Consider the following 20,267-nt stretch of genomic DNA (forward strand, 5'->3'; position numbering starts at 1 on the left):
TTCAGACCGGCACAGATTTCAACAACTGCAACACCAAATCGCGACTCCCCAAGACCGTCCCGCTGCCATTGCGCGATTTCAAAGGGCGTAATCGATGTGCGACAACCGGGGTCAGCACCGCCTGTATATCTTCCGGAATAACGTGATTGCGTCCCTCCAGCGCCGCCCATGCTCTGGCCGCTTGCAGTAGCGCGATTGCCGCACGCGGGCTCATCCCCTCGGCAAACAAGCCATCCTGGCGCGACGCTTGCGCCAATGCCTGCACATAGTCAATCAAGGCCGGAGAAGTATGTATCTGGCGCAAACTCAGCCGCGCATCAATCAGTTCAGCCGGGTCCATCACCTTTCGCAATGACTTCAGCAAGACGCGCCGGTCTTCTCCCATCAACAACGCCCGTTCCGCCGCTGCATCGGGATAGCCGAGCGAGAGGCACATCAAAAATCGATCAAGCTGGGATTCTGGGAGTGGAAAGGTGCCCACCTGATGTGAGGGATTTTGTGTCGCAATCACAAAAAACGGCTCAGGCAAGTCCCGCGTGCGACCTTCCGCCGTCACCTGGCGTTCTTCCATCGCCTCCAATAACGCCGATTGAGTTTTCGGCGTTGCCCGATTGATTTCGTCAGCCAATAAAACCTGCGTGAAAACCGGGCCAGGGTGAAACACAAAACTGTTTTTTTCCCGATCAAACACTGAAATGCCGACGATATCGGCCGGCAGTAAATCACTGGTGAACTGCAGCCGGTTAAAGCGCAGCCCGAGCGAGATTGCCAGCGCGTGCGCCAACGTTGTTTTCCCTACGCCGGGAACGTCTTCGATCAGTAAATGGCCGCCAGCCAACAAACAGACCAGGGCCTGGCGAATCTGGATTTCCTTACCGACGACGATGTGATTGACTTGTTGTGCGACTGCATGAATTTTTGCGAACATTGAGGCCTTCGGAGAGTGCTGAAAGGAGTGGGAGTCGTGCAAGGACGGAGCATCGAGAGTAGCGCGAATCAAGCCTGTATTGGGGGCAATGCAGGGATTACGAATAAACTTAGTAAAAGTGTGGTTAATGCGTTTATTCTGGTGGGATTATCCCGATTGCGAATAATGTAAGTATTTTGGGGATTCAGTATGCAATCTGATTGCTTTCAATCGGATTGCATTCAATACAGCTAGCCCCACATTCTAAGCGCGCAATTCTGCCATCCAATATCTGGAAAAATACAATGACAACCGCCTTTTACACGCATCCCGACTGCAAATTGCATGAAATGGGTGCATGGCATCCAGAGTCGCCAAAGCGGCTGCAAGCGATTGAAGACCAATTGATTGCAAGCCGCATCAGTCAATTGCTCGACTATCGGCAAGCCCCGGCTGCCGACGAAGCCAGTCTGGTGGCCGCGATTGCGCGTGTACACAGCCCTGAAGCGATTGCCTTGGTGCGCGACAACGCATTGGCCTTGATGGACAGCGATGTTGCCTACTATCCGATCGACGCTGACACTTTTCTCAATAAATATAGTTGGCGAGCGGCATTGCAGGCTGTCAATGCCGCGCTTGCGGCCACGGATGCCGTCATTAAAGGAGAATTGGAGAACGCCTTTTGCTCTATACGCCCCCCTGGCCATCACGCCACCCATGACGCCCCCATGGGATTTTGCATGTTTAACAACATCGCCATTGCCGCCCGCTACGCGCTTGAGGTGCATGGTCTGGAGCGGGTGGCGATTGTGGATTTTGACGTTCACCACGGCAATGGGACAGAGCAAGCCTTCCTGCAAGATCCACGGGTGCTGATGGTCAGTTTTTTCCAGCATCCGTTTTATCCGTTTAGTGGGGCCGAAGAAGTCCCGGCACACATCATCAACGTCCCCGTACCCGCGTATTCCGGCGGCGACGTAGTACGTCAGTTGGTGACCGAAAAATGGCTGCCCGCATTGCACGCGCATCGCCCTCAAATGGTATTCATTTCAGCCGGATTTGACGCCCATCGTGAAGATGACATGGCCCAGATGTCCTTGGTCGAGGCTGACTATGCATGGATCACGCAGCAAGTCATGCAAGTCGCGCATCAATATGCGCAAGGACGCATCGTCAGTTGTCTGGAAGGCGGCTACGATTTATCAGCGCTGGGACGCAGCGTGGTTGCGCATGTGAAAGTATTGGCGGAATTGGAATAAAGAAGACGCCAACATTTGCAATGTTTGTATCCCTATAATCATAAAAAACAATGAAATACGGCCTGTTTCGGCGCTTTTAGGGTTGATTTCGCCTAAGTCCGACAGCCCACCCGCCTAAGTCCGTACAATAGCGGTTTATTTTCGTCAGACAAGAAAACGCATGTCCATACAATGGTTCCCCGGCCACATGAACGCCGCCCGCAAAAAGGCGGCCGAAGCCATGGAAAAGGTCGATATGATCATCGAAGTGCTGGATGCCCGCATTCCGCAAGCCAGCTGCAATCCGATGATCGAGCAACTACGGCTGTTTCGCCAGCGTCCTTGCCTCAAAATTCTCAACAAAAGCGATCTGGCCGATCCGGTTGCTACGCAAGCGTGGATCGCCTATTACAACGCCCAAAAAGGTGTGAACGCCGTCGCGCTAAGTTGCAAAAAGCCTTCCGACGTTCTCAAAGTACCCGGTCTGGCGCTGGCACTGGCCCCGCATCGCGGCACGCCGCTTAAACCCTTACGCATGATGATCATGGGTATTCCCAACGTCGGTAAATCGACTTTGATGAACGCCTTGCTGAAAAAGCGCGTCGCCGCCGTCGGTGATGAGCCTGCCGTCACTAAAGTGCAGCAGCGTTTGTACATGAACAAAAACATGGTCCTGATCGACACGCCCGGTATGTTGTGGCCGAAGATCGCCTTGCCGAGCGACGGCATGATGCTCGCCGCCAGCCATGCAGTCGGCGTCAATGCGTTGATTGAAGAAGAAGTCGCGACCTATCTGGCTGACGTGTTGTTGCAGCGCTATCCGCAATTGGTCTCGGCCCGCTTCGGGATGGAAGTCACTGACAGCACCGATGGCGTTGATGTGGTTGAAGGCGTGGCTATTCGTCGCGGTTATCGTCTTAAAGGCGGCGGCTTTGATATTGAAAAAGCTGCCAACACGCTGCTGCAAGATTTCCGTACTGGCGCAATCGGCCGAATCTCACTGGAAACCCCGCAAAGCCGTGCAATCAGTCTGGCCGAATATCAGCAAGAATTACTAGAGAAGCAGCAAGCCAAGGATGAGATTATTGCCGCCGCCGAAGCCGAAGAGCGTTTTTATAATCCGCCAAGGGATGAGGCTGATAGCTGATGTTTTGAGGGTTGCAACTGTGCAGGTGCAATAGAAATAAAAAAGCCAATCTTTTCAGATTGGCTTTTTACATATTATTTTGATTTAACTCCCACAACTTACCAAGATGTAATCACCGAGTTTTTGTAGTGGTCGGTAACAAACTGCTTCACTTCTGCGCTGTGGTAAGCCTTGAGCAGTTTGGCGACCCACGGCTTGTCTTTATCTTCAGTACGCACGGCAATAATATTGGCGTAAGGACCGCGTGCAGCTTCGATGGCGATGGCGTCTTTGGTCGGGCTCAGGCCAGCTTTTTCTGCGTAATTGCCGTTGATGGCGGCGGCATCCAGGTCGTCAAGTGAGCGCGGCAATTGCGCTGCATCGATTTCGACGATTTTCAATTTTTTCGGATTCTCAGCAATATCCAAAGGTGTCGCTTGTAGCCCGACACCGGGTTTGAGCTTCAACAGTCCTTGCGCTTGCAGCAGCAGCAAGCCCCGACCGCCATTGGTCGGGTCGTTAGGGACCCCGATACGCGCACCGGCTTTCAGGTCATTAGGCGACTTTACTTTTTTCGAATACAGGCCCATCGGGAAGGTGATGGTAGAGCCAACATTGGTCAGCTTATAGCCGCGATCGTTGATCTGCGCTTCCAGATACGGCAGATGCTGATAGCTGTTGGCGTCCAAATCGCGCGCGGCTAATGCGGCGTTCGGCTGCACGTAGTCGCTGAACTCAACGATTTGAATATTCAAGCCGTCTTTGGCCGCGATTTTTTTGACTACTTCCATAATTTCTGCGTGCGGACCACCAGTGACACCGATCTTGATCGGTTTTTCCTGCGCTAAAACGGGGGCGGAAATCACGCTGGCGACGAGACTGATACCAGCAAAAAATTGGACTAATTGACGACGATTCATTTTCTTCCTTTTTAAAAGTGGGCCATAGCGGCCCACATGGTCCTACATTATTTGTGACTTTATTTATGACTTAAGCGGCGCACCAGAATATCGCCCAAGGTTTGTACTAACTGTACAAAGACAATCAAAATCAATACGACAGCGAGCATGACTTCGGGCAAAAAGCGCTGATAGCCATAGCGAATACCCAAGTCACCCAAACCGCCGCCGCCAATCGCGCCGGCCATCGCTGAGTAGCCGACCAGACTGACAAAAGTGATAGTCAATCCGGCGATAATCCCGGCGAAGGCTTCGGGCACCAGCACTTTATAGACGATTTGCCAGGTCGATGCGCCCATCGCCTGCGCCGCTTCGATCAGCCCGCGATCAACCTCGCGCAATGCGGTTTCGACTAATCGTGCAACGAACGGTGCCGACGCAATCGTCAGCGGCACAATCGCCGCCGCCGTACCGATTGAGGTGCCGACAAAAAAGCGCGTAAAGGGAATCACGGCCACCAGCAAAATGATGAAGGGTGTTGAGCGTACCGCGTTAACAACCAATCCGGCAATCCGGTTAAATGCAAGACCAGGCAGCACGCCATCGCGTCCCGTCAGATGCAATGCAATCCCCAGCGGGATGCCGAGCAGCGCGCCCAGAATGCCGGAAATACCGACCATCATCAGGGTCTCGCCGAAAGAGGAGAGGAACAGATCGAGCATTTCAGATGACATGATTTAATTCCTCCACGGTCACGCCTTGGGCGCTTAAATAAGTCATGGCCGCGGCGATATCGGCGCTCTCGCCATTGGCTAAAATGGCCAGCGAACCAAACGCCTGACCTTGGATTTCATCGATTTGACCGTGCAAAATGCTGAAGTCGAGATTGAATTTGCGCACGACTTCGGACAGCAGCGGCTGATTCACGCTATCGCCGGTAAATGCCAGACGAAACAAATGGTCGCTTCCTGCGCCAGCGTCGCTGAGCGCCAGTCGGGACCGCAAGCGTTGCAGCACACCGGCTGGCAGATCTTGCGCAATCACGTCGCCGATCATGGCGCGGGTGACGGGATGTTTCGGGGCGCGGAAGATATCGATGACTTGGCCATACTCAATGACCTCGCCAGCCTCCATCACCGCCATCCGGTCGCAAATCATTTTGATGACTTCCATTTGATGCGTGATAAGAACGATCGTCACGCCAAGTTCTTGATTGATTTTGCGCAATAGCTCCAGAATCGAACGCGTTGTTTCAGGATCAAGCGCTGAAGTGGCCTCATCCGATAGCAAGACTTTAGGCGCGTTAGCCAAGGCGCGTGCAATCCCTACGCGTTGCTTCTGGCCCCCGCTGATCTGCGCCGGATAGCGATCTTTCAATTCCGTCAGACCAACTAGCTCAAGCAAGGGCGTGACTTTTTTGTTGATCTCGTCTTTGGTTAATCCGGCAAGTTCCAGCGGCAGCGCGATGTTGCCATAGACAGTGCGCGACGACAGCAAATTAAAGTGCTGAAAAATCATCCCGATTTCACGCCGTGCTGCACGTAGCTGATCAGCATTAAGCGCCGTCAAATCGTTGCCATCGACAATGATCTTGCCGGAGGTTGGCCGATTAAGCAGATTAAGCGTACGCACCAAGGTACTTTTTCCAGCCCCGCTGCGCCCGATAATGCCGAAAATCTCGCCCTTATTAATCGTCAAATCAACATTGCGCACCGCATCCACCGGCCCGTTAGCGCCCGCAAATCGCTGTGTAACTGCTTGAATTTTTATCATTTCAGAATAAAAAAAGGCAGCCGATTGTCTCTGCAACCGACAATCCGCCGCCAATATAATGTTTGGTAAGGGCTGATTTTATAAGGATTTGGGAGTGCAGCAAAGTAACTTTTCAGCATAGGTTTATAACCCTGATCTATATAAGAATATTCTCATAACCCCAAACGCAAGGAAGCCCGCATAAAGCGGGCTTCCTAAGAACTAACCAAGTCATCTAAAAAATGAAAGAAGATGCCTAAGCGAACTTTGTGTGATCGCGGCGAACCGTAGCATCAGCTAACGCTGACTTGCGCAAGATTGCGCCGCGCCCTCGTCATTGAACGACTATTACGATCCAAAATGCAAAAAAGCCCGCATAAAGCGGGCTTCCTAATAAGTAAACTGAGGACCCTCAAAAAATGAAAGAAGATGCCCGAGCGAACTCTGTGTGATCGTTGAGAACCGTAGCGAGCGACGTAAGATTGTGGCCGAGAAGCGCAGCCGTACGCATGTACGGTGAGCATCGCAGGCCGCAAGATTGCGCCGCGCAGTAGGTTATCAACGATCAATCTCACTTACATCATGCCGTCCATGCCTCCCATGCCGCCCATACCACCCATGCCGCCGCCCATACCGCCACCAGCTTTGCCATCTTCTGGCAACTCAGCAATCATGGCGTCAGTAGTCAGGATCAAGCCAGCAACCGAAGCAGCATTTTGCAAAGCCGAACGGGTAACTTTAGCCGGATCAAGAACACCAAGCTCGACCAAGTCACCGTAAGTACCGTCAGCAGCGTTGTAACCGTAGTTACCCGTACCAGCCAATACTGTATTGATCACAACCGAAGGCTCGTCGCCTGCGTTGAATACGATTTGACGTAGTGGCTCTTCAATCGCGCGCAGCACGATCTTGATACCGGCTTCTTGATCGGCGTTGTCGCCTTTGAGGTTTTTGACGTTAGCACGTGCGCGCAGGAAAGCTACGCCGCCGCCTGGAACCACGCCTTCTTCGACTGCAGCGCGGGTAGCGTGCAATGCATCTTCAACGCGTGCTTTTTTCTCTTTCATTTCAACTTCGGTAGCTGCACCGACTTTGATCAAGGCAACGCCGCCGGCTAACTTGGCAACGCGCTCTTGCAGCTTCTCACGGTCGTAGTCAGAGCTTGCTTCTTCGATTTGGGCGCGGATTTGTTTAACGCGACCTTCGATAGCGATTGCTTCGCCTGCGCCATCGATGATGATGGTGTTTTCTTTGCTGATTTCGATACGTTGTGCTTGACCGAGTTCTGCCAATGTCACTTTTTCCAGTGTCAGGCCGACTTCTTCCGCGATCACTTGACCACCGGTCAGGATAGCGATGTCTTCCAACATGGCTTTACGACGATCGCCAAAGCCTGGTGCTTTAACAGCAGCAGTTTTCAGGATGCCGCGGATGTTGTTGACAACCAAGGTTGCCAGTGCTTCGCCTTCGACGTCTTCTGCAATGATCAGCAGTGGACGGCCCGACTTAGCGACTTGTTCCAATACCGGAAGAAGGTCACGGATGTTGGAGATTTTTTTGTCGAACAACAGAACATAAGGCTGTTCCAACGCAACAACTTGTTTTTCCTGGTTGTTGATGAAGTATGGTGACAAATAGCCACGGTCGAATTGCATACCTTCGACGATGTCCAGTTCGTTTTCCAGTGACTTACCATCTTCAACTGTGATCACGCCTTCTTTGCCGACTTTGTCCATTGCCTTGGCAATGATTTCACCGATATCGGTGTCGGAGTTAGCAGAGATCGAACCAACTTGCGCGATTTCTTTGCTAGTGGTGGTTGGTTTGGACAGGTTTTTGATTTCGGCAACGATGGCGACAACAGCTTTGTCGATACCGCGCTTCAGGTCAGTCGGATTGAAACCGGCTGCAACATATTTAAAGCCTTCGCGCACAATTGCTTGTGCCAGTACTGTTGCGGTAGTTGTACCGTCACCAGCATTGTCGGAAGTCTTGGAAGCAACTTCTTTAACCAGTTGCGCGCCCATGTTTTCCAGCTTGTCTTTCAGTTCGATTTCTTTCGCAACTGAAACACCATCTTTAGTAACGGTAGGGGCACCGAAGCTACGCTCCAGAACCACGTTACGGCCTTTAGGGCCCAGAGTGACTTTAACTGCATTAGCCAGAATGTTGACGCCATTAACGATCTTAGCGCGTGCGTCATCACCAAAAATTACTTGCTTTGCTGCCATGTTTATTCTCCTGAATACGGTTGAATATGATGTGTAGAAGAGAATGAAGCGGTATCAAAACGCGCTTCGATCTGCCTCAACAATGGAATTACTTGCTTTCGACGACTGCGAAGATGTCTTCTTCGCGCAAAATCAACAGCTCTTCGCCATCGACCTTGACAGTTTGACCGGCATATTTGCCGAACAAAACGCGCTCGCCGACTTTGACACCCATAGGGCGTACTTTGCCGTCTTCCAGAATCTTGCCGTTACCAATTGCCAACACTTCGCCTTGATCAGGCTTTTCAGCAGATGCTTCCGGAAGGACGATACCGGAAGCAGTTTTAGTTTCTACATCGAGACGCTTAACAACGAGGCGATCTTGCAAAGGACGAAGATTTGAGGCCATGTGTAACTCCTATTCAAGTGATGATTTTTGCAGCAACATCGCAGCAAACTGGACTGCACAAATTAGCTTGGCTTGACGACGTGCCGCACAGAAAAAGTGACTATGCCGGGGAGACTGTTAGCACTCTCACCCGGCGAGTGCTAAGTATAGGGGCGGAGGGGTGATATTTCAAGAGAGGATATTTTACTTTGCGTGATGTTACTGCCACGCGCATAATGCATTACATATGCAATGCAAACGGAGGCCCCATGAAAACTGCATCAATGCCGCCACTGCGAGTCGATCCGGCCCTACGCAGTGCTGCCGAAGCCGTCTTGTATCAAGGCGAAACCCTGTCGAGTTTTATGGAGCAGTCCCTGCGGGCGAACATCGAACATCGTCAGGTACAGCAAGCTTTTCATACGCGAGGTATCGCAGCGCGTGATGAAGCGGCACTCAACGGCGAATATTTTGCCGCTGAGGATGTTTTGCAGGAGCTCGACGACATGCTCAGCAATGCCCAGGCCAAGGTGCATCGTTGAGCTATCGGATTCGCTACACCAAGGCGGCACGAGAGGATCTGCATCAACTCTATGCATTTTTGTTAGAGCGTGACATCGCCTTAGCCAGCCGCGCGCGCGACGCCATCGCCAAGAGCATCGGACTTCTGCAAGACTTTCCCTTTACCTGCCGAAAAGCAGCCGCCGATACGCCATTCCTGCGTGAGCTGTTAATCTCGTTTGGCGTGACCGGTTACGTTGCCTTGTTTGAGATCGAGAACTCTGAAACGGTCACAATCCTCGCAATTCGTCATCAACGTGAAGATGACTATTACTGATTTAAGGAATCCCCGCATGCACATCCGCAGTCTCAGAAATCTGCTTTTCCACACCCATCCCCGTCTGGTCATCGCATGCCTGTTCGCCCTCGTGATTTGGGCCGTGCAGCCCAATACCTCGGCCATTACGCGAGGATTAATCAGCTGGAACGCAGGCGTGTGGGGTTATCTGATGGCTATCTGGTCGATGATGGTCAGAGCCGGGTCGGCGCAAGTCAAGCAACGCGCCGCGATGGAGGATGAGAACGACGTCATGATTCTGGTCTTGATTTGCGTGGCGGCCACTTCCAGCATAGGTGCGGTTGTATTCGGCTTGTCGCAGGCCAAAGATTTTTTGCCGGGGCCGAAAGAAGTGCGTTATTTGTTCACCGGCTTAACCGTGCTGGGGTCCTGGTTTTTAGTCGGCACCATGTTTACGTTGCATTACGCACGCCTGTTTTATAGCGCGGGCGAGGGCAAGTTGCCTTTGCGTTTTCCTGACGAGGAAAAAAATCCCGATTACTGGGATTTTCTCTATTTTTCGTTCACGATGGCTGTTGCCGTCCAAACCTCAGATGTCAGTGTGATGACCCGTTCGATGCGCAAGACGGTGTTAGTGCAATCGGTGCTGACGTTTATCTTTAATTCGGCGATTTTGGGGTTGTCGATTAATATTGCTGCGGGTTTGATTTCTTGATACACACGATAAAAAAACGGACAGCGCAAGCTGTCCGTTTTCGGTTGTCATCTCAATGAACGTTCAAGCTTTACTGCCAGCCATACCGCTTAGCGTACCAACCCTTCATCATCTGCGTCAGCACTGCATACGAGATCAAAATCAGTATCAGCCAAGGGAAATAAATCAGCGGCAGCGCTTGCAGCTTGAAGTAGTGCGCCAGCGGTGACATCGGCAGCAGGATACCAATGGCCATGATGATGATGGTCATGCCGATCAACGGCCATGATGCGCGACTTTGGAAAAATGGAATCTTGCGGGTCCGAATCATATGCACGATCAGGGTTTGCGAGAGCAGGCCTTCGATAAACCAGCCCGACTGAAACAAGGTTTGATGCTCAAGGGTATTGGCGCTAAAAACGTACCATAGCAATGCAAATGTCGCGATATCAAAGATGGAGCTGATCGGCCCGAAAAAGATCATGAAGCGGCCGATTTCTTTCGGATCCCAGCGCTGCGGCTTTTCCAGAAATTCCTTGTCCACGTTGTCGAAAGGGATCGTAATTTGTGAAATGTCGTACAGCAAATTTTGCACCAAAAGATGCAACGGCAGCATCGGCAAAAACGGCAAAAACGCGCTGGCAACCAACACCGAAAAGACATTCCCAAAGTTCGAGCTGGCGGTCATTTTGATGTACTTCAGCATGTTGGCAAAGGTCTTGCGACCTTCAATGACGCCTTCTTCGAGCACCATCAAACTCTTTTCCAGCAGAATGATATCGGCGGCTTCCTTGGCGATATCAACCGCCGTATCGACCGAAATTCCAATATCGGCGGCGCGGATGGCTGGCGCGTCGTTGATGCCATCGCCCATAAAGCCGACGACGTGACCGTTGTCGTGTAGCCTGCGCACAATGCGCTCTTTATGGTCGGGGCTGAGTTTGGCAAATACGGTGGTTTTTTCGACCGCCACGGCTAGCTCCGCATCGCTCATGCTTTCAACATCTGAGCCGAGCAGCATGCCATCGACGGCCAAGCCAACCTGACGGCAAACTTTAGCCGTCACCAGTTGATTGTCGCCTGTCAGAATTTTGACGGTGACGCCGTGTTTCTTTAGCGCATCCAGCGCTGGCTTGGTCGATTCTTTCGGTGGATCGAGGAAGGCGATGTAACCAATCAGCACCAGATCGGACTCATCGGCCACGCCATAAACTTCTTTAGTCGGTGGCAAATCCTTGGCCGCAACGGCAACCACGCGCAGACCTTCTGCATTCAGGCTAGCGGTAGTGTCGTGAATTTCTTTGAGCAGTTCCGCCGTAAAAGGAACGACCACGCCGTTGTGGCGTGCATGCGTGCAGACCGAGACGATTTCTTCCACCGCGCCTTTGCAAATCAACTCATGGTGATCTTCACGCTCGCTGACAACCACCGACATACGGCGACGCTGGAAGTCAAACGGGATTTCATCGACCTTGCGATAGGCCGACGCCAGCGCCATTTCACGTTGCAGTTCTGCGTGATCCAGAACCGCCACGTCCAAGAGGTTTTTGAGGCCGGTTTGATAGTGACTATTGAGATAGGCATATTCGAGAACCAAATCGCTTTGCTTGCCGAGTATGTCGGTATGGCGTTCCAGAAAAATTTTGTCTTGCGTGAGCGTGCCGGTTTTATCCGTACACAACACATCCATCGCGCCAAAATTTTGAATCGCATCGAGCCGTTTGACGATCACCTTTTTGCGTGACAGCGCAACGGCTCCTTTAGCCAAGGTAGAGGTCACAATCATCGGCAGCATTTCCGGCGTCAGCCCGACCGCAACCGACAGCCCGAACAGAAATGCCTCAACCCAATCGCCCTTAGTAAAGCCGTTGAGAAAAAACACGATAGGCGTCATCACCATCATGAAACGAATCAACAACCAGCTCACTTTGTTGACACCAAGCTGAAATGCAGTCGGGCTGCGGTCTGTTGCGGTGACGCGTTCTGCCAGCGCACCGAAATAGGTTTGATTACCGGTGGTGACGACCACGGCGGTGGCAGACCCGCTGATGACGTTGGTCCCCATGAAACACAGATTATCTAACTCCAGCGGGTTGCCAGCATCGACGCCGCGATGGACGATAAATTTTTCCACCGGAAGCGATTCGCCGGTCATCGCGGCCTGGCTGATAAACAAATCTTTGGCCGTCAACAACCGCAGATCGGCTGGAATCATGTCGCCAGCAGAAAGTTGGACGACGTCGCCGGGGACGAGTTTTTTGATCGCCAATTCGATCTGTCGAGCGCCTTTTGAATGCGGCGTAACGTCAGCGTAGTGCAGTGTATGATCGGCATTCTCAGCGGAGAAATCAGCAGTCAGATTCCTGGAAATATCGGTACTTGATGCAGCTAACTCATACCGCAATACGGTAGCCGTATTGCTCACCATTTCCTTGAGCTTATCGGCGGCGCTATTGGAGCGCGACTCTTGTATAAAACGCATCAGCGTCGATAGCACCACCATCGTGCCGATGACGACGGTCGCCTTCATATCTTCCGTCGCAAACGAGACCGCAGCCAGCACGGTGAGCAGCAAGTTGAACGGATTTTTATAGCATTGCCAGAGATGCGCTTGCCACGGCAGCGGTTTTTCGTGATCAACTTCGTTCGGGCCGACTTGCAGTCGAATGGCGTCGGCTTCTTCTTCGCTCAAGCCATCGGGGCGGCTATGTAACTGCGTAAGCAATTCAGGGAGATCGGCACGCGCAGCTTTGAGCAAATGTTGCGCCAGTGACGCAGGCGCTACATTCTGGGTCGGGGTGCTGCTAAACATGTCGCTGCCAAAACGGCGGAAATGCCGATCCATGCCATGCGCATGGACAAACCTGACGAAGGTATCTTTTAAGAGATTCAGATTCATGATGTTGGTCTTTTTTCTATGTATTCCTGGCCGTCGCTGGCCTGATCTGCTGGTGCAGTCGGGGGCTTAAGGTGGCTTAAGGCCAGATGCAAGGTCGCAATCTGTCACGAAGTTGCATGATCATCCGTAATGATCATGCGTGCTCATGCAGCTTTAGGGCAACAATTTTCAGCGTTCTTTAAGCTATGCAACCAAACAGCTATGTTTGAGGGGCGAGGGCGTAAAAAAAGCGCTTTAAAAGCTACCGCGTATATATCTGATATCAGGGAATGGAAATCTATGTTCTCACCACACCGGTCGGGTGTGGTGAACATCGGGATACCATCATTCGCCAGCGGCGAGATGACGGCAGGGGAAACCTGCGTTATCTTGCCGAGACGCGGCCAGACTGGGTCTGGCAACAACTGTCACTCGAACAAGTGCCCATGAAAGGGGCTCCATAAAATGAAAACAAGCGGATGGTAATACTGACGCAAACGACGGTCAAGAAAAAACTGTATGTGACACTAAGAGAAATCTGCGCATAGCCTGATGTGAAGGCGAACAACTTATTTTTAGTTCTTTTATGGCAAGTCTGGTCATCGTATTTATATAAAAAAATAGCATTTCTAATTGATTCCATTATGCGTTAGATGGAATTTGATCTTGTAACTTGCCAATTGGAAACTATACTTAATGTATAAATAAAAGACGGAGATTAATATGCGACATCTAATCGTTACGAACCTGCTTTTTTTTATCCCGATGGCGCTGTGCGGATTGGTACTCTTTGCCGAAGTGCCCGTGCACTCCAAAGTTGCTCACGGCGGTTTATGTACGGTTGGTTTAGTTGTCGGTGCAATGCTGGCAATGCTACTGCTTGAAGTGATTGCTGTAATGATTTGAGGATAAAACTGGACTTACGTCTTAATATTTCTATTTTTGAGCGCATCACCGTCAAACAAGCCTGATTTACATCTGAATTTAACAGCCCGTCTTGCGGGCTGCTGGTTTCACAATAAATCCTGATCGTTCAATCTGGACATTTGGTGCCTAAGCTCTTTTAAATGTGAGTGATTCATGCAGTGACCGATGCCGGTCTTCCTCAAGCTCATTAGTGAGCAATCCGAAACTATCCGTGAACCCGTCAATTATTTAATCGATTGATGTACTTCGTCGTGTTGAGCGCAGTGGACAATATGCCATCCACAATGGATAAAACGTCTTGTTTCCAACAGGATGGTAGTTGTGATAATTAGGAAAATGGCACTAATCACCATGTCAAAGGCGCGATATTCATATCCTGAAATTGCCTGAAAAAGATATATTAATGTTATATTTTTTGCATCCTTAGATAGCTTCAGCGACGATTATTTTATGAAACAGATGAATGCTGATGCGACGTACCTCCTTTCCGCCGACCATTTGCCCGAACGCAAGAGATTTCAATTCTGGGAAGATGTATTTAATAAATCCAAAAACCCCATCGCTATTGATACTTCTGAACGTGAAAACTTTCATGCCAAAGTCAATATGTTTGGGCTGGGAGACGCGACCTATGTTCTGTCAGAGGGAACCAGCCCCTTCACCGGACTCAGAACCAGTGAACTTGCTGCGCAGGGAAACAACCATCCATTTCAATTAGCGATAACGCTAGAAGGATCAGGCAACATAAAACAAGGGAAGTTTGAAGCAGATGTGAGCGCTGGCGATGTTGTTCTGTTTGATACCAAACAAGATGCTTCGATCAAGATGGAGAACTCAAAATTTATTCTCTTATCAATCCCGGAATCTTTTGTCCGTACCTGGATACCCAATCCGGAAGACTATGTTGCCCACCCCTTACCAACTAATAAGGGGTGGGCCGGTGTGCTGTCTTCTTACTTACGCAATTTGAACCCAAAAACCATAGGCCGCGTACCACACAACGATCATATATTGGTGGTTGAGCATGTTCTTTCGATTTATTTGCTGGCATTGGAAGAAGTTAACTTTCTGCAAAAAAAAGAAGACAAATCTGCAACTACAAAAAAACAAATTTATACCAGCGTATGTACAACTGGTTGCAAGAAAATTATATGGATCCGGAGATTTCCGTAGCGCATATAGGAAAAGAGTTCAGTATTTCAACCCGTGAAGTACACAGACAGTTTGCGCATAAAGAAGATATGTCAACATTTCTGGATACCTTACGTTCGATTCGTTTAGCCGCAGCGGTGCGCATGCTGAAAGATCCCGGGTTTGCGCATATAAGCGTTTCTGAAATTGGTTACAGAGCGGGCTTTATAGACTCAGCCTATTTTGGCCGGGTGTTTAGAAAAAAAATGAACTGTTCGCCGGGAATATTTTCAAAATTACATCAAAAATTATGAGTACTTCCAGAAGTGCATACAGCGAAGCGTCCTAAAGCGTACCGTTCTTGCTGCAATATCGCACTTTATAGTGTTTCCATGTAACAATATATCAATTATCCATTTGATAATTTTAGGCTTGCGTCCTGAAGTGTCATGTCTTCTGTTTACTACACCCTTAAAGTCTAATTTCAATAATGATTTTATTAAGATCGTCAATAAGGGAATTGCGCAAATTAACAAATTTGGCGCTAATAACATAGTCATCTGTCTCATATTCCATAGCTATAGTGACTAAAATAAGTAATCTAGATGAGGTTTGTTATTTGGCAATAAAATATTTCATCGAGCATCACTTGGTTTTTTTTTGCAAATTGTGTAATTAACTAAAACTCGTAACTGATTTTTACGTGATTAAAAAACAGCATTTAAGGCATGTTCATATCAATATCCACATACTAAATGAAGCAAATGGAACATCTTTTAGCAGCAAACACGGATAGCCAGACAATGCAGCAATTCGACCATTGGGCGAGAGATGTATGTCAATCGCTCAATCCTGTAACGATCGATTGTAAAGACCGTGAACATTTTTCTGCGCACTCCAGAGTTTTTAATTTGGGGAAAGCCAAATGTTTGATTTCAGAAGGGAGCGACTCACTCCTTCTATGGCGAACAAATCGCATGATTTCACATTCTAAAACGCAGGCATTTAATTTCCTGATGATGAGATCAGGAAGCGGCACGATTCGTCAGGGTGCGAAAAAGTCCTCTTTTAAGGTCAATGACATTGTCCTCATCGATACCAGGCAAGACCTCACCTGCGCGATGGATAATATGAATTTTGTCATTATCAGTATTCCTGAAGCGATGCTGCGCACACGGATACCTTTGCCTGAGGACTATGTTGCGCGGACCTTGTCCGGAGATGACGGATGGTGCCAGGTCCTGACAAATTACATCCACAATTTGACTCCAACTTTGATCGATAAAGGAAATCTCGGTCAACAAGCGCTTATGCTCGAGCACATCATGTCGATGTATGTTTTTGCGTTGGAGGAGCAGCATCTCAATCCAAGACAGGATCACAAAAAAACCCCTCAACAAGATCTGTTTTCTCGTATGTCTAATTGGTTACAGCAGCATTACATGCGGCCAGACATGTGCGCCACGCGCGTTTCGCAGCACTTCAATATCTCACTGCGGGAAGTCCATCGACAATTTTCCCAGGCCTCAAACAGATGCACTTTTTTGGAAAGTTTGCGCGCAATACGCATGACTGCGGCCATCCGCATGCTCAAAGATCCGCATTTTTCAAAGCTCAATATTGCGGAAATCGGACGTAGATGCGGATTCGATGATCCCGCTTATTTCTCTAAAATTTTTCGTAAAATAATTGGTGCGACGCCGAGTGTATTTGCGAAAAATTATCAAACACCGGACGCAAAGAAGGAGTGTGCCTTGCCCTTGTATCAGGACAGTCGTCGCTTGAGCTAATGACTAACCGGGCACATTCTGGCTAATTTCTTGCAGTTGATTATGCGTAAGCCCAGCAGACTGCCAGATACGCCATAACGCAAAATGCCTTGATCGACAAGGCGTTTTGCGTTTCCCAGGCAGCTTCAGCGTGAGGCCTTTTGGAGCGGTGAGGCATTCATGTTTTAGGTGGATTAGTGATACAAAAATATTTTCTATGATCCCCCATAAATCCGCGTAACTGGCGAATCGGTAAACCGGTAGCTTCATGCATGCGCATGAGTATGGACACGCCTACAGGCATTTTTCCATTTCTGATTTTGCTAATGATAGGCGGTGCTACTTCGAGCACTTTAGATAAGGCTAAATCATTTTTAACGTGCACAATTTGAATGAGCATATCGATTAAACGGCCAGGCTCATATGGTGGCGCTTCAAGCGCATCACCAGCCAAAACTTTGTCTGCCGTACTGACGATCATATTGAATTCCATTTCTTTAATTGCTTATCATTCTCTTGAAATGTTCAGGGACGTTGAGTCGATACAAAACATGCCTAAAATATATCTCTGATCAAGTAAAGACAACATGAAATTCAAGACAGGCAGATAGAAAATTAGCGCAAGTAACAGTGAAAATTTTTTGCTAAATTACACAATTTTTTGCGGAAATCTATATCGTCCTCGCCAGCATCGATTCTTTGCGTGGGATAATTTGGCTCGATCTTTTCTCCGTCAACAGGCCCCAGCCAATATGCCCATGCCGAATGTATTTCGCAATATTGTTCCCGCCGTCGCCGTTTACGCGCTGTTTTTGTTTCCCTATTCTGTTACTTCCGCACAAGAATTAAGCTTGCCCCTATCGGTGAGCGCAGCCCTACAAGAAGCCGGTATTGCCTCGCAAAACGTCGGGGTCTACGTGCAAGAGGCCGCCGTCGGTGGCAAGATGCTCGCTGCCAACAATATCGATATGCCCTTCAATCCTGCCTCGACCATGAAGTTGGTGACGACAGACGCTGCTCTGGCGTTGCTGGGGCCGACCTATAGCTGGAAGACCGGCGCGTATGCCGACGGGCGGCAAGTGGGCGCGACCTTGCAGGGTGATCTGATTTTTAAGGGTGGGGGCGATCCGAAATTGGTGTTGGAGAATTTCTGGCTGTTTTTGCGGCAGATCCGGGCTAAAGGGATACGCAATATTCGCGGGAATGTCTTGCTAGATCGGCGTATGTTCGATGACAGCGCCCACGATCCTGCGCTGTTTGATGGCGATCCGTTGCGTCCTTATAACGTCGGCCCTGATGCTTTGTTGCTCAATTACAAAACGCTGACGTTCCAATTTATGCCTGATCCGGCAACCGGCTTGATCGGCGTGGCAGTCGATCCGCCGATGGCGGGTTATACGGTGATACCGCCACGCGTGGGCAAAGGCGCTTGCGGCGATTGGCAGGGAAAAATGCTGGCAACTTTCGATGCCAGTGGTGCGCGTTTTAGTGGCGCGCTGCCTGCCTCTTGCGGCGATAAAACCTGGTACGTGCATCCTTATCAGATGAGCTCCTCGCAATATTTTGAGGCAGTGTTTCGGCAAATGTGGACCGATCTCGGTGGAACCTTGAGCGGGACCGTCAAGCCCGGTAGTGCACCGCTGGATGCGCGTTTAATTGCAGAGTGGACTTCTGCGACCTTGCCCGAGGTGATTCGCGATATCAATAAATACAGCAACAATGTGATGGCGCGTCAGGTGTTGCTGACGTTGGGAGCGGATAACCTGAACGTGCCAGCAACGCCAGAACGCGGTGCGCGTGCAATCCACAACTGGCTCGCTGACAAGGGCATAGAGGCCAGCGGTCTGGTGATTGAAAATGGGGCTGGTTTGTCGCGCAATGAGCGTATCTCGGCAGGCACGATGGGACGGATACTGACGTCGGCCTATCAGTCGCCGACGATGCCGGAATTTATGTCATCGATGCCCTTGGTCGGCTTTGACGGGACCATGCGTAATCGGTTGAAGGGGCAGGCCATTGCCGGGCAGGCGCATATTAAAACCGGCACCCTTAACGACGTGCGGGCGATTGCCGGTTATGTGTTGGCGGCTTCGGGTAAATATTACGTAGTTGTATGTTTGATGAATGATGCAAATGCGGCGCGGGGGCAGGGTACGCAGGATGCGTTGTTGCAGTGGGTGTATGAGAATGGCTGAACTTGCGAAGGCGGAACAAGTTAAAATGCCGAGTTCGTTTTCCTGTTTTTTTGTTTGTTTTATTAGGGCAATACCGTGACTTTCATCGATAAATTATCCGCCGCCTGGACTGCCAACAACTCGCTTCTGTGCGTTGGACTCGATCCTGATATTGCTAAATTCCCCCTGCATTTGCGCAATCAGCCGGATGCGATTTTTGCATTCTGTAAGGCAATTATTGATGCAACCGCCGACACCGCTTGCGCCTTCAAGCCGCAAATTGCCTATTTCTCGGCATTGCGCGCTGAAGATCAGCTAGAAGCCATCTGTGACTACATCCGTAGCACCCACCCCACCATTCCTGTCGTGCTAGACGCCAAGCGCGGTGATATCGGCGCGACCGCTGAGCAATACGCCCGCGAAGCCTACGAACGTTACGGGGCCGACGCCGTCACCATGAGCCCGTATATGGGATGGGATTCTGTAGCGCCGTATCTGGAATGGAAAGATCGCGGTGCCATCATTCTGTGCCGCACCTCCAACCCGGGCGGCTCGGACCTGCAATTCATGACCGTTGACGGCAAGCCGCTGTATCAGCACGTTGCGCGCCTGGTGGCCGATAAATGGAATACCAACGGCCAATGCGCTCTGGTGGTGGGGGCAACCTTCCCTGAAGAACTGGCGCAAGTGCGCAGCATCGTCGGCGATATGCCGTTGTTGGTGCCGGGCATCGGTGCGCAAGGCGGGGATATTCAAGCGACTGTGCATGCCGGTAAAACGGCCAACGGCAGCGGCATGATGATCAATTCGTCACGGGCGATTTTGTATGCGAAGCCGGATGAAGCAGCCGGTGAGGATTTTGCGGCAGCAGCCCGCCGCGTGGCTCTGGAGACGCGTGAGGCAATTAATCGTTTTCGCGCCTGAACAAATACCTCAGCGCAATGCAATGAACGCCTCCCACGGGAGGCGTTCATGTTGTAGAACTTATGCCATCATCGTCATTGGCTCATTGGCCAGCCTCCCGATGCAATTCGATTCGGTGCAGTCGTCCAAGCAGTAGCGAATAAGACAGCGCCCCCATCACAGCAATCCCGCCGACGAAGTTAAACGCCCAGTAGAACGAGCCGGAGGTGTGCAGGATGTAGCCGATCACGGTTGGTGTCACGATCCCGGCGAGATTGGCTGAGAAGCTGGTGATGGCGCTGGTGACGCCGATCAACTCTTTGGGGGCGACTTCGCCGACTGCGGCCCAAGAGGCCGAACAAATGCCTTGCGCAAAAAATGCCAAGGTCAAAATCGCAATCGCGACCGCATTAGAACTGGCATCGATTCGTGCTTGTCCGTGGTACTCGGCATAGAACTACTGAGTCGGAGA

Annotated in this window: 20 protein-coding genes; 11 read left to right on the forward strand and 9 right to left on the reverse strand. The window is 50.4% G+C overall.

The window, feature by feature from the left end; translation table 11 throughout:
- Nucleotide 1 precedes the first annotated feature (1 nt).
- Nucleotides 2-928, reverse strand: coding sequence for an AAA family ATPase (locus tag ACVBEF_RS07040; protein ID WP_447123226.1), 927 nt, complete (start codon nt 926-928; stop codon nt 2-4).
- A gap of 284 nt (nt 929-1,212) precedes the next feature.
- Here ACVBEF_RS07040 and ACVBEF_RS07045 point away from each other — a divergent pair, with 284 nt between their 5' ends.
- Entirely contained in the window at nt 1,213-2,166 is a 954-nt protein-coding gene (locus tag ACVBEF_RS07045) for a histone deacetylase family protein (RefSeq protein ID WP_447123227.1), read from the forward strand.
- 160 nt (nt 2,167-2,326) lie between these two features.
- Nucleotides 2,327-3,292, forward strand: coding sequence for a ribosome biogenesis GTPase YlqF (ylqF, locus tag ACVBEF_RS07050; RefSeq protein WP_447123228.1), 966 nt, complete (start codon nt 2,327-2,329; stop codon nt 3,290-3,292).
- Nucleotides 3,293-3,390: 98 nt separating this feature from the next.
- On the opposite strand, the gene ACVBEF_RS07055 is transcribed toward ylqF, so the two are convergent.
- The 5 genes from ACVBEF_RS07055 to ACVBEF_RS07075 form a co-directional block, all read right to left on the reverse strand.
- Nucleotides 3,391-4,191: a MetQ/NlpA family ABC transporter substrate-binding protein gene (locus tag ACVBEF_RS07055; protein ID WP_447123229.1), complete on the reverse strand. Its 801-nt coding sequence runs from the start codon at nt 4,189-4,191 to the stop codon at nt 3,391-3,393.
- A 59-nt stretch (nt 4,192-4,250) separates the two neighbouring features.
- A complete protein-coding gene (locus ACVBEF_RS07060; RefSeq protein ID WP_447123230.1) occupies nt 4,251-4,904 on the reverse strand; it encodes a methionine ABC transporter permease in 654 nt (217 codons plus the stop codon).
- Nucleotides 4,894-5,943: a methionine ABC transporter ATP-binding protein gene (locus tag ACVBEF_RS07065; RefSeq protein ID WP_447123231.1), complete on the reverse strand. Its 1,050-nt coding sequence runs from the start codon at nt 5,941-5,943 to the stop codon at nt 4,894-4,896. The genes ACVBEF_RS07060 and ACVBEF_RS07065 overlap by 11 nt, the downstream gene beginning before the upstream one ends.
- 554 nt (nt 5,944-6,497) lie before the next feature.
- Entirely contained in the window at nt 6,498-8,153 is a 1,656-nt protein-coding gene (groL, locus tag ACVBEF_RS07070; protein ID WP_447123232.1) for a chaperonin GroEL, read from the reverse strand.
- Nucleotides 8,154-8,241: 88 nt separating this feature from the next.
- Nucleotides 8,242-8,541: a co-chaperone GroES gene (locus ACVBEF_RS07075; protein WP_447123233.1), complete on the reverse strand. Its 300-nt coding sequence runs from the start codon at nt 8,539-8,541 to the stop codon at nt 8,242-8,244.
- A 248-nt stretch (nt 8,542-8,789) separates the two neighbouring features.
- Between ACVBEF_RS07075 and ACVBEF_RS07080 the strand changes: the two genes are divergently transcribed.
- From ACVBEF_RS07080 to ACVBEF_RS07090, 3 genes are read left to right on the forward strand one after another with little or no spacing between them, the layout of a single operon-like run.
- Nucleotides 8,790-9,062, forward strand: a complete 273-nt coding sequence (locus tag ACVBEF_RS07080; RefSeq protein WP_447123234.1) for a YlcI/YnfO family protein — start codon at nt 8,790-8,792, stop codon at nt 9,060-9,062.
- Nucleotides 9,059-9,358 (forward strand): type II toxin-antitoxin system RelE/ParE family toxin, encoded by a 300-nt coding sequence (locus tag ACVBEF_RS07085; protein WP_447123235.1) that lies wholly within the window; start codon nt 9,059-9,061, stop codon nt 9,356-9,358. Before ACVBEF_RS07080 ends, ACVBEF_RS07085 begins: the two co-directional genes overlap by 4 nt.
- A gap of 16 nt (nt 9,359-9,374) precedes the next feature.
- A complete protein-coding gene (locus tag ACVBEF_RS07090; protein WP_447123236.1) occupies nt 9,375-10,034 on the forward strand; it encodes a DUF1345 domain-containing protein in 660 nt (219 codons plus the stop codon).
- A 70-nt stretch (nt 10,035-10,104) separates the two neighbouring features.
- Here the strand turns inward: ACVBEF_RS07090 and mgtA are convergent, their stop codons facing one another.
- A complete protein-coding gene (mgtA, locus tag ACVBEF_RS07095; RefSeq protein WP_447123237.1) occupies nt 10,105-12,912 on the reverse strand; it encodes a magnesium-translocating P-type ATPase in 2,808 nt (935 codons plus the stop codon).
- 702 nt (nt 12,913-13,614) lie between these two features.
- Between mgtA and ACVBEF_RS07100 the strand changes: the two genes are divergently transcribed.
- From ACVBEF_RS07100 to ACVBEF_RS07115, 4 genes are all read left to right on the forward strand, one after another.
- Entirely contained in the window at nt 13,615-13,797 is a 183-nt protein-coding gene (locus ACVBEF_RS07100; RefSeq protein ID WP_447123238.1) for a hypothetical protein, read from the forward strand.
- Nucleotides 13,798-14,268: 471 nt separating this feature from the next.
- Nucleotides 14,269-14,991, forward strand: a complete 723-nt coding sequence (locus ACVBEF_RS07105) for an AraC-like ligand-binding domain-containing protein (protein WP_447123239.1) — start codon at nt 14,269-14,271, stop codon at nt 14,989-14,991.
- Nucleotides 14,970-15,263 (forward strand): helix-turn-helix transcriptional regulator, encoded by a 294-nt coding sequence (locus ACVBEF_RS07110; RefSeq protein WP_447123240.1) that lies wholly within the window; start codon nt 14,970-14,972, stop codon nt 15,261-15,263. Before ACVBEF_RS07105 ends, ACVBEF_RS07110 begins: the two co-directional genes overlap by 22 nt.
- A 441-nt stretch (nt 15,264-15,704) precedes the next feature.
- Nucleotides 15,705-16,739: an AraC family transcriptional regulator gene (locus ACVBEF_RS07115; RefSeq protein ID WP_447123241.1), complete on the forward strand. Its 1,035-nt coding sequence runs from the start codon at nt 15,705-15,707 to the stop codon at nt 16,737-16,739.
- A 157-nt stretch (nt 16,740-16,896) separates the two neighbouring features.
- Here the strand turns inward: ACVBEF_RS07115 and ACVBEF_RS07120 are convergent, their stop codons facing one another.
- The gene (locus ACVBEF_RS07120) at nt 16,897-17,211 is read right to left on the reverse strand and encodes a hypothetical protein (protein WP_447123242.1); all 315 of its coding nucleotides are present in this window, start codon (nt 17,209-17,211) and stop codon (nt 16,897-16,899) included.
- A gap of 259 nt (nt 17,212-17,470) precedes the next feature.
- Between ACVBEF_RS07120 and dacB the strand changes: the two genes are divergently transcribed.
- Nucleotides 17,471-18,913 (forward strand): D-alanyl-D-alanine carboxypeptidase/D-alanyl-D-alanine endopeptidase, encoded by a 1,443-nt coding sequence (gene dacB / locus ACVBEF_RS07125; RefSeq protein WP_447123243.1) that lies wholly within the window; start codon nt 17,471-17,473, stop codon nt 18,911-18,913.
- A gap of 75 nt (nt 18,914-18,988) precedes the next feature.
- Nucleotides 18,989-19,816: an orotidine-5'-phosphate decarboxylase gene (gene pyrF / locus ACVBEF_RS07130; protein WP_447123244.1), complete on the forward strand. Its 828-nt coding sequence runs from the start codon at nt 18,989-18,991 to the stop codon at nt 19,814-19,816.
- Nucleotides 19,817-19,898: 82 nt separating this feature from the next.
- Here the strand turns inward: pyrF and ACVBEF_RS07135 are convergent, their stop codons facing one another.
- Entirely contained in the window at nt 19,899-20,180 is a 282-nt protein-coding gene (locus tag ACVBEF_RS07135; RefSeq protein ID WP_447123245.1) for a hypothetical protein, read from the reverse strand.
- Nucleotides 20,181-20,267: the final 87 nt, after the last annotated feature.

The sequence above is a fragment of the Glaciimonas sp. GG7 genome, assembly GCF_052976905.1.

Bases quoted from the DNA above. Each gene is read 5' to 3' on its own strand.
- dacB (WP_447123243.1), top strand. From the start codon at position 17,471: ATGCCCATGCCGAATGTATTTCGCAATATTGTTCCCGCCGTCGCCGTT.
- groL (WP_447123232.1), bottom strand. From the start codon at position 8,153: ATGGCAGCAAAGCAAGTAATTTTTGGTGATGACGCACGCGCTAAGATC.
- mgtA (WP_447123237.1), bottom strand. From the start codon at position 12,912: ATGAATCTGAATCTCTTAAAAGATACCTTCGTCAGGTTTGTCCATGCG.
- ACVBEF_RS07040 (WP_447123226.1), bottom strand. From the start codon at position 928: ATGTTCGCAAAAATTCATGCAGTCGCACAACAAGTCAATCACATCGTC.
- ACVBEF_RS07055 (WP_447123229.1), bottom strand. From the start codon at position 4,191: ATGAATCGTCGTCAATTAGTCCAATTTTTTGCTGGTATCAGTCTCGTC.
- ACVBEF_RS07110 (WP_447123240.1), top strand. From the start codon at position 14,970: ATGGATCCGGAGATTTCCGTAGCGCATATAGGAAAAGAGTTCAGTATT.
- ACVBEF_RS07065 (WP_447123231.1), bottom strand. From the start codon at position 5,943: ATGATAAAAATTCAAGCAGTTACACAGCGATTTGCGGGCGCTAACGGG.
- ylqF (WP_447123228.1), top strand. From the start codon at position 2,327: ATGTCCATACAATGGTTCCCCGGCCACATGAACGCCGCCCGCAAAAAG.
- ACVBEF_RS07060 (WP_447123230.1), bottom strand. From the start codon at position 4,904: ATGTCATCTGAAATGCTCGATCTGTTCCTCTCCTCTTTCGGCGAGACC.
- ACVBEF_RS07100 (WP_447123238.1), top strand. From the start codon at position 13,615: ATGCGACATCTAATCGTTACGAACCTGCTTTTTTTTATCCCGATGGCG.
- ACVBEF_RS07120 (WP_447123242.1), bottom strand. From the start codon at position 17,211: ATGGAATTCAATATGATCGTCAGTACGGCAGACAAAGTTTTGGCTGGT.
- ACVBEF_RS07080 (WP_447123234.1), top strand. From the start codon at position 8,790: ATGAAAACTGCATCAATGCCGCCACTGCGAGTCGATCCGGCCCTACGC.
- ACVBEF_RS07090 (WP_447123236.1), top strand. From the start codon at position 9,375: ATGCACATCCGCAGTCTCAGAAATCTGCTTTTCCACACCCATCCCCGT.
- ACVBEF_RS07045 (WP_447123227.1), top strand. From the start codon at position 1,213: ATGACAACCGCCTTTTACACGCATCCCGACTGCAAATTGCATGAAATG.
- ACVBEF_RS07115 (WP_447123241.1), top strand. From the start codon at position 15,705: ATGAAGCAAATGGAACATCTTTTAGCAGCAAACACGGATAGCCAGACA.
- ACVBEF_RS07075 (WP_447123233.1), bottom strand. From the start codon at position 8,541: ATGGCCTCAAATCTTCGTCCTTTGCAAGATCGCCTCGTTGTTAAGCGT.
- ACVBEF_RS07105 (WP_447123239.1), top strand. From the start codon at position 14,269: ATGAAACAGATGAATGCTGATGCGACGTACCTCCTTTCCGCCGACCAT.